Origin of the sequence: Pseudomonas protegens (assembly GCF_003732485.1) — a bacterium.
Taxonomy (GTDB): domain Bacteria; phylum Pseudomonadota; class Gammaproteobacteria; order Pseudomonadales; family Pseudomonadaceae; genus Aquipseudomonas; species Aquipseudomonas protegens_B.
Genome location: NZ_MOAK01000086.1, coordinates 93,421 through 101,179, shown reverse-complemented (window position 1 = coordinate 101,179; position 7,759 = coordinate 93,421). Strand labels below are relative to the sequence as shown.

General features: G+C 62.6%; 6 protein-coding genes and 2 pseudogenes. 3 read left to right on the top strand and 5 right to left on the bottom strand.

The annotated features are described in order from the left end of the window. Positions 1-459, top strand: a 459-nt coding sequence (locus BLX41_RS36425) for a substrate-binding domain-containing protein (RefSeq protein ID WP_259745241.1), incomplete at its 5' end; no start/stop codon positions are given. 3 nt (positions 460-462) lie between these two features. Continuing rightward, complete coding sequence (locus tag BLX41_RS27435; RefSeq protein WP_123727424.1) at positions 463-1,254, top strand: TatD family hydrolase; 792 nt, start codon at positions 463-465, stop codon at positions 1,252-1,254. An 18-nt stretch (positions 1,255-1,272) separates the two neighbouring features. Here the strand turns inward: BLX41_RS27435 and BLX41_RS37495 are convergent, their stop codons facing one another. The 5 genes and pseudogenes from BLX41_RS37495 to BLX41_RS27415 form a co-directional block, all read right to left on the bottom strand. Continuing rightward, complete coding sequence (locus BLX41_RS37495) at positions 1,273-1,977, bottom strand: methyl-accepting chemotaxis protein (protein WP_404942808.1); 705 nt, start codon at positions 1,975-1,977, stop codon at positions 1,273-1,275. Positions 1,978-2,130: 153 nt separating this feature from the next. Beyond that, positions 2,131-2,334 (bottom strand): annotated as a pseudogene (locus BLX41_RS37490) (HAMP domain-containing protein); the annotation flags it as partial. Between the two features lie 1,170 nt (positions 2,335-3,504). Then, positions 3,505-4,341: a regulatory signaling modulator protein AmpE gene (gene ampE / locus BLX41_RS27425; RefSeq protein ID WP_123727422.1), complete on the bottom strand. Its 837-nt coding sequence runs from the start codon at positions 4,339-4,341 to the stop codon at positions 3,505-3,507. Beyond that, positions 4,338-4,898, bottom strand: coding sequence for a 1,6-anhydro-N-acetylmuramyl-L-alanine amidase AmpD (gene ampD, locus BLX41_RS27420; protein ID WP_123727421.1), 561 nt, complete (start codon positions 4,896-4,898; stop codon positions 4,338-4,340). The genes ampE and ampD overlap by 4 nt, the downstream gene beginning before the upstream one ends. Positions 4,899-4,961: 63 nt before the next feature. Then, positions 4,962-7,190 carry a DUF1631 domain-containing protein gene (locus tag BLX41_RS27415; RefSeq protein WP_123727420.1) on the bottom strand — a complete coding sequence of 743 codons (2,229 nt, stop codon included), beginning with the start codon at positions 7,188-7,190 and terminating at the stop codon, positions 4,962-4,964. Between the two features lie 363 nt (positions 7,191-7,553). Between BLX41_RS27415 and BLX41_RS36420 the strand changes: the two are divergent. After that, a pseudogene (locus tag BLX41_RS36420) lies at positions 7,554-7,759 on the top strand (carboxylating nicotinate-nucleotide diphosphorylase); the annotation flags it as partial.

Genomic DNA, 7,759 nt, shown 5'->3' with positions numbered 1-7,759 from the left:
AAGCAGATCGTGCTGATCGGCGCCCGCCCGGAACTGAGCATCAGCCAGGAGCGCGCCGCCGGATTCCGCCAGGCCCTGCAAGGCTTCGGCGGCCAAGTGCTGATCGAGCACGGCGAAGCCTTCAGTCGTGATTGCGGCCGGCAGTTGATGGAAGAGCTGCTGCAGCGCCTGGGTCATCTGCCGGATGCCCTGGTGACCACCTCTTATGTGCTACTGCAGGGCGTGTTCGACGCTTTGCACGACTTCCCGCTGAAATCCCGGCCACTGCGCCTGGGCACCTTCGGTGATACCCAGTTACTGGACTTCTTGCCGTTGCCGGTCAATGCCATGGCCCAGCAGCATCAACTGATCGCCGAAAAAGCCCTGCAACTGGCCCTGGCCGCCATCGAAGAGGGGCAGTACCAGCCCGGCGTCCAGGCTATCGCCCGGACCTTCAAACAGCGTATCCAGCAGGATTGAGTCGTGGAGCTGATCGACACCCACACCCATCTGGATTTTCCGGATTTCGACGATGACCGTGAGGCGCTGCTGGCCGGCAGCCGCGCCCGGGGCGTCTCGCGAATGGTGGTGTTGGGGGTCTATCAGGCCAATTGGCAGCGCGTCTGGGATCTGGTGCAGCGCGACCCACAGCTGTACGCCGCCTTTGGCCTGCACCCGGTCTATCTGGACGATCATCAACCCGCCGACCTCAAGCAACTGGGGGACTGGCTGACGCGATTGGCGGGACATCCCCAGCTGTGCGCGGTGGGCGAGATCGGCCTGGATTACTTTCTTGCGCAACTGGACCGCGAACGCCAGCAATCGCTGTTCCAAGCGCAGTTGCAACTGGCAGCCGATTTCCAGCTGCCCGCCCTGCTCCATGTACGGCGCAGCCATGCGGCGGTGATCGCCACCTTGAAGCGTTTCAAGCTCAAGCGCGGCGGGATCATCCACGCCTTTGCCGGCAGCCGCGAGGAAGCCCGGGAATACATCAAGCTGGGGTTCAAGCTGGGCCTGGGCGGCGCCGCTACCTGGCCTCAGGCATTGCGCTTGCGCAAGGTCCTCGCCGACCTGCCCCTGGAGTCCCTGGTGCTGGAGACCGACTCGCCGGACATGGCGCCCGCCATGTTTCCCGGCCAGCGCAACAGCCCGCAGCATTTACCGGCGATCTGCAGCGCCCTGGCAGACATCATCGGCATCGCTCCCGAGCAACTGGCCAGCGCCAGCACCCGCAATGCCTGCGAGCTGTTCGGCTGGCCCTCAAGCGCGTCGTGACGATCGCCCCCTCCCCGGTCAGACGCGGAACGCACCAATCAGCTGTTTCAACTGCACCACCTGGGCCGACAGCTGGCGGCTGGCATCCTCGGTCTGGTGCGCGCCCTCGGCGGTGCGTTCACCGGCACGATTGATCTCGACAATGTTCTGGTCAATGTCGTGGGCCACTGCCGTCTGCTGCTCCACGGCGGCGGCGATCTGCTGGTTCTGGTCGACGATCATGCCCACCGCACCCAGGATGTTTTCCAGGGCCTGCTGAACCTTTTCCGACTGGTCGACCGTGCCATTGGCCATGGCGTGACTGCTGCCCATGGCCTTGACCGCTGCGCTGACGCCGCCGTGGAGCTTGCCGATCATCTCCTCGATTTCTTCGGTGGATTGCTGAGTCCGCTTGGCCAGGGTTCGCACTTCATCGGCCACCACGGCAAAGCCCCTGCCTTGCTCGCCGGCGCGGGCGGCCTCGATGGCGGCATTCAGGGCCAGCAGGTTGGTCTGTTCGGCAATGCTCTTGATCACTTCCAGTACCCGGCTGATGGACTGGCTGTCGCTGGCCAACTGGTTGATCACCAGCACCGACTGATCGATCTCGCTGGCCAGGCGAGCAATGCTGCCCTGCTGGGACTCCACCAGCCCACGGCCGCTGATGGTTTCGTCGTTGACGCTGTGGGCACTGCTGACCGCCGCGGCCGCGCTGCGGGCCACTTCCTGGGAGGTGGCGGACATCTGGTTCATGGCCGTGGCCACTTGTTCGATCTGGCTGCGCTGGCCGGCCACGGCCTGGTTGCTCTGGGCCGAGACGCTTTCCACCTGCCCGGCCTGGCGCTCCACTTCGCTGACGGTGTGGCCGACCCGCTCGATCAGGTCGTGGATCTTGCGCACTGTGCCGTTGAACACGCTGCCCAGTTCTCCCAGTTCATCGCGGCTGTGGGCGGTGAAGGTGACGGTCATGTCCCCCGCCGCCACCTTGTCCATCATCGCGCCCAGACGCCGCAAGGTGGTGCGGGTCGACGCATAGAAACCGCCATACAGATAGACGATCGAGAGAAACACCAGGGCCAGGGCCGCCACCAGCAGCACCATGTGGCTACGGTTTTGCTCAAGGCGTTTTTGCAGCTCGACATCGAGGAACTTCAAGGTGCCTTCGTTGAGTTGATAGGTCTGCGCCATCAGGCTGCTGACCTGGTCGTAGAAACCCTGCCAGGGCGCGTCCAGGGTATCGGCCATCACCACCTGTTCTTCGAACAGTTCGCTGGCCTGCTTGAGGCTGCCTTTGCTGGCACCGGCCAGGCTGTCCAACGCGTCGTGGGCGGCGCGGCTGGAGCCCAGGGCATCCTGCAGCTTGAGTCCGTACTCGGCCTGGAGCTTTTCGATCTGCACCAGCAGTTCGTCGAAACGGGTGCTGGATGAAGAGTTGAGAAAGCCCTGCCCCAGGGAGTAGGCACCCATGGCCCGACCTTCTCCCAGGGTCTGGGTGACTTGTGGAGTGACGCTGGTGATCAGGTCACTGAGCTGACGGATGTCGCCCTGGCCGTCGCGGCTGAGGCCCGACTGGCTGGCGATGATCTGGCTGAACAGCTGCGCGCTGCCCAGCAGCTTGCCGATCAGTCCGCTTTTGTTCAGCAGCGAGCTTTCCACCTGCTGCGCCTTGAAGGCCGCCACCAACTCATCACGCTTGGCGTTGAACACCTCGACCTGCCGGGGATCGACGGTGACGGCCTCAAGGGCCTGCATGCGCTCCAGCACGGACTTTTCCAGGGAGACTATCTTGCCCTCCAGATCCCCGGCCTTGCCGGACTGGCCGAGGCTGGCATTGATTTGCACCAGGTTGTTGAGGGTTTCCAGGTCCCGGCGCAGGCTCAGGCTGCTGCCCAGCAGATCGAGGCTTTGCAGCTCGACCCGGGTGCCCTGGAACTCCCGGTAGGAGTCGCGTACCAGATAGAAGTTGGTCACCAGCATGGGTAGAAAGAACAGCACGCTGATCAGGCTGAACTTCATGCCGAAGCTCAGGCGATTCATCAGCGCGACAGCGGGATAGAGCAAGCTCTTCACAAGGAAGTCTCCCTTTTCTTTTATTGTTATGGGCAGGCAGGCGAAGGCAGCAGATAGCCACTATTCGGCGCTCCGTCTGTATAGCTCAATTTCGGGGGAGGTTTTGTAACTTAAAGTTAACCGCGCCTGGGCGGTTGATCAGGCCTGTGGCCCGGGCTGGCGCAGGGAGCCACACTGGCTCGCTGCACCAGGGATAAAGATTCAGGCGAGAACGGTCCATAGGGCAAAACCGGCGTACCAGAGCACGGCCGCCCGCAGCAGCAGTTCCCAGAGGCGATCCAGGCTGTTGACCCCTTCGGGGCCGGTCTGGGGCGGTGGAATCTCAGCAGCCACCAGGCCGACCTTCTCCACCAATTGCCCGGCACTGATGTGCCAATTGAGCAATTCGTGAAGCATCACCCGGCTCACGGCAACAAAGTTGCCCACCAGGGCGAAGCTCGCCGCCAACAGGCGCACCGGCAGCCAGTCGAAGGCATGGCGCAACTGCGCCGCACGTTCCACCAGGGCAGGGTTCTTGCCGTGCTCGGCAGCCAGGGCCAGTAGGCGGTAGCTCAAGGCAGCCACCGGGCCCAGCAGGAAGTACCAGAAGATCACCGCGAAGAAGCTCTGGAAGGCCTGCCATAGCAGATAGCCTTGGACCCGTTCCAGCAGTTGCTCGCCACTGTCGGCTCCAATGTTCAGGTCACGCTTGGCCACATGCACCGCTGCTTGCAGGTCCTCACGGCGCCAGGCATCGCGAAACGGTCCGAGGCCACCGAGCAGGTCGCCGCGGCCCAGGGCATAGATCACCACCAGCAAATGCACCGGCAGGGCCAGCAGTCCGTATGTGATCGGTTCCAGCACCAGCAGCAAGAGACCGAGCAAGGCCACCGGCAGCAACACCAGCACCAGCAACAACCACCATGGATGCCCCGCCAGACGCGGGCTGGCCTCCAGCCGCGCCAACTCCTTCAGCCACCAGCCATCGCGCTGTACCCTCTGGCGCAGGGCCGAGAACTTCTCGATCCACACCGCCAGCAGCAACACCAGAAAACTCATTGTCCTTCCCCCTTCTCCAAGGCGGCACGATAGCGTGCCCAGTCGAAAGCCTGGCCCGGGTCGGTCTTGCGCCCGGGGGCGATGTCGCTATGACCACAGATCCGTTGTGGTGTGATGGCGCAGAAAGCCGCCTGTAATTGTTCGGTCAGGGCACTCAGGGAGCGGTACTGGGCGTCGGTGAAAGGCAATTCGTCAGTGCCCTCCAGTTCGATGCCCAGGGAAAAGTCGTTGCATGTGTCTCGCCCCTCGAAGCTCGACACTCCCGCGTGCCAGGCCCGGTCCAGACAAGAGACAAACTGGGTGACCGCGCCGTCACGCTCGATCAGAAAATGCGCGGACACGCGCAAGTCGGCGATCCCGGCAAAATAGGGATGCTCTGTGACATCAAGGCGATTCTGAAAGAATTCCTGCACCTTGCCGGTGCCGAACTGCCCCGGCGGCAGACTGATGTTATGAATCACCAACAGGGAGATCTCGCCTGCCGGGCGTTCATTGAAATTGACTGACGGACAGTGCCGTACGCCATGACACCAACCCGTGGCAGGGTCCAGCCGCATACCGATTCCTTCAACTAAAGCCTTGAGTGGCCCAGTATGCCGCGTTCCCCCCTCGGGTTGCGATCACTTGCCGTGATTGAGTCGCTGCAGATTGCCGATCACCGATTCCAGGGCTCGATCGAACAGCAAGGTATCGTCCAGGGCCCGCACCGCGCCGCGGTGAAACTCCAGGGCCAGGCCCATGCGCGTGCGCTCCAGGACTTTCATCCCGGTGCGGTTGACGAATACGTACTTGGCCACCGGATGGGGGACAATCGCCGCCAATTTGCAGCGCAGGGTGTTGTCCTCGTCCTCTTGAAACTCGACCCAGGCCCCCAACCGCAGCTGCTCCACTTGCAGCACGCTGGGGTCATTCGCCGGCAGGACCAGCGGCGCTGCCTCCAGGGGACCTTCTTCGGCGCTGGGCAGGACGATCTCCTGGGCCACCACTATCAGGTCGCTACGTTCGGCCTCCAGGGGCACCACTCGCTGTTGCGGTGCCAGGGCTTCACGCTCGAATGCCTGCAGGTGCAGTAGCTCCAGTTGGCTGAAGAACTCGCTGGTGGCGAAGGGATCGAATGCCGCACCGCTCAAGCCTTCTCGCAGGCCCTTGAGCAGCCCCGGCACCAGGGCCAGCAAGCGCATCGCGGTGTCCGGCTGCTCGTGGCGTTGCACACTCCAGATCAGCTCGTTCATGGTCCCCTCGGCGGTGTGCCATTCGGCAGAATCATCACCGTGCTTCAGGCTACTGAGCAACAGCACCTGGCTCCAGGCATCGCGAACAAAATCCACCACTTTGTGCGGCAGCACCTTGCCCAGCAGTGCTTCGTTGAGCGCCTGCTCCACCCGCCGTCTCGCCAGCCCCGCCTTGGCCCGGCCCTCCTCGGCGTCCCGGGTACGTTGCTCCAGCAACTCCGCCCTGCGCCGCTCATCGGCGGTAAAGGCGAGAAAGTCTGCCAGCAACTCGGAGAAGATCGCCGGGTCGTCGGTGAATTCGCTCAGCAGGCGCTGCACCACCTGCTCGATACGCAAATACAGGCTGTCACGCTGATGGTCGTCGCAGCCGCCCCAGCCCATCGCGGCAGCGGCGATTTCATTGAGCAGGCGCCGCGCCGGATGGTTGCCGCGACTGAAGAAACTCTTGTCCAGCACCGCCACCTTGAGCATGGGAATCTGCAGGCGCCCGATCAGCGCCTTGAGGGACTCCGGCAGGTTGCGGTCGTCGAGGATGCACTCGAAGAGCATGGCGATCAGGTTGATCACGTCCTCGTCGGCAACATCCACGACCCGGGACTTGCCGCTCTTGACGCTGACCCGGGTGAGCAACTGCTCCAACTGGTTGCGCAGGTCGAAATCTTCCTGGGCACTGGGGGCAGGCACGTACTGCTGCAGATGGGACAGCAGACGCATGAGGTCACGGGTCGAAATCGGTTGGGTTTCGGCGCTGGCCTCCAGGGTCGGCGCAACGCTGCCGCGCACATGCAGGAGCAGTGTCTGCAAGGCCGCGAAGACTTCCTGCACGCTCTCGTCGAGCGGGCTCTGGCCCGGCTTGTGCCCTTTAGCATCGGCGGTGGCGGCCTGGGCTTCAGCCTGGGCTCGATCTGAGGCTCGGCGCGCTGGGGCGGGCATCAGCTCCGGCAGGATTCCCGTGGCAATCAACAGCTGATTGGCTTCGCCATAGAGCTGTTCGGCATCGCTGAGCACGTACCGCTCGAACAGTTTGAGGATGATCAACTTGACCTTGATCTCCACCCCCAGGCTGCGTCCGGCCTGGAGGAAGTACTCACAGAGCAGCGCCGGCGCCAGAGGGTTTTCCGCATCCGCCAGGCGTCGGCCCAGCAGCACGCCCAGGCGCGCCGTCAGTTGCCCGAGGGCGAAGCCGTCCCGGTTGAGGACCTTGGCCACCATGGCATCCACGGCCACGGTCTTTTCCAGGTCATCCTGGGAAGGATCAAGAGAAGGGTCGTAAGCCACCACATGGGGAATGACCAAGGCCGGGTCGTACTGCACCAGACCGGCGAAAGCTTCGAAAAACTTCTCCAGAAAACCGCGGTCGATGCTTTTGCGCTTCAAGCGCAGGTCGCGCATGGCTTCAAACAGGGTGTTCTGCTCGACGTTGTTCTGTGCCCGATCGGCCATCTCGAACAGCGTGTCGTCGGCGTTATCGAACAACTCCTGCAAACCGTGACGCAGCTGCTGGGCAGCCTTGTCTCGAACCTGAAGCAGAATCACTGGCAGGCGGGCAAGCGGCGAAGCGGTCGCCTGATCTGTAGCCGCCTTGTGCAAAGGCACTACATTCCCGTCGTTGTGCATCCAAGCCTCCTGGAAAGGTGTTTCTTCGGTTCGAGATCAAGGTTCAGTCAAGCCGACGACGCTCACAGTCGGCTCTCAGCGGAGGCAAATGCATTCCACTGCACTTCATTTAAGGGGGAGCCAAAGACACGTCAAAGCTATGACGTCAATTACAAGTCATATTATCTTGTAAAAGTCCCCTCTTGCGCCAGCAGACTCTGTCGCCTATCGGGAAATAACCCTCAGACCAACGAGAAAATTCACTCATACCCATCAGACAAAGCGACGAAAGACAGGTTCGTCAAAGGCTCGCCGACATTTGCCGCCTTGGGTTCGCCGATCCCATGCCCCTATAATCGGCGCACTTAGTTTGTGGAGCCCGTTATGCCGAATCTACGCCTCGCCGACCTGACCGCCGAAATCGAAGCCAACGTGCGCCGCGCGTTGCTGGAAGACATCGGCAGCGGCGACATCACCGCGCAATTGATCCCGGCCGAACGTCTGGCCAAAGCCACCATCATCACTCGCGAAGCAGCGGTCATCGCCGGTACGGCCTGGGTGGATGCGGTATTCCGTCAGTTGGACCCGCG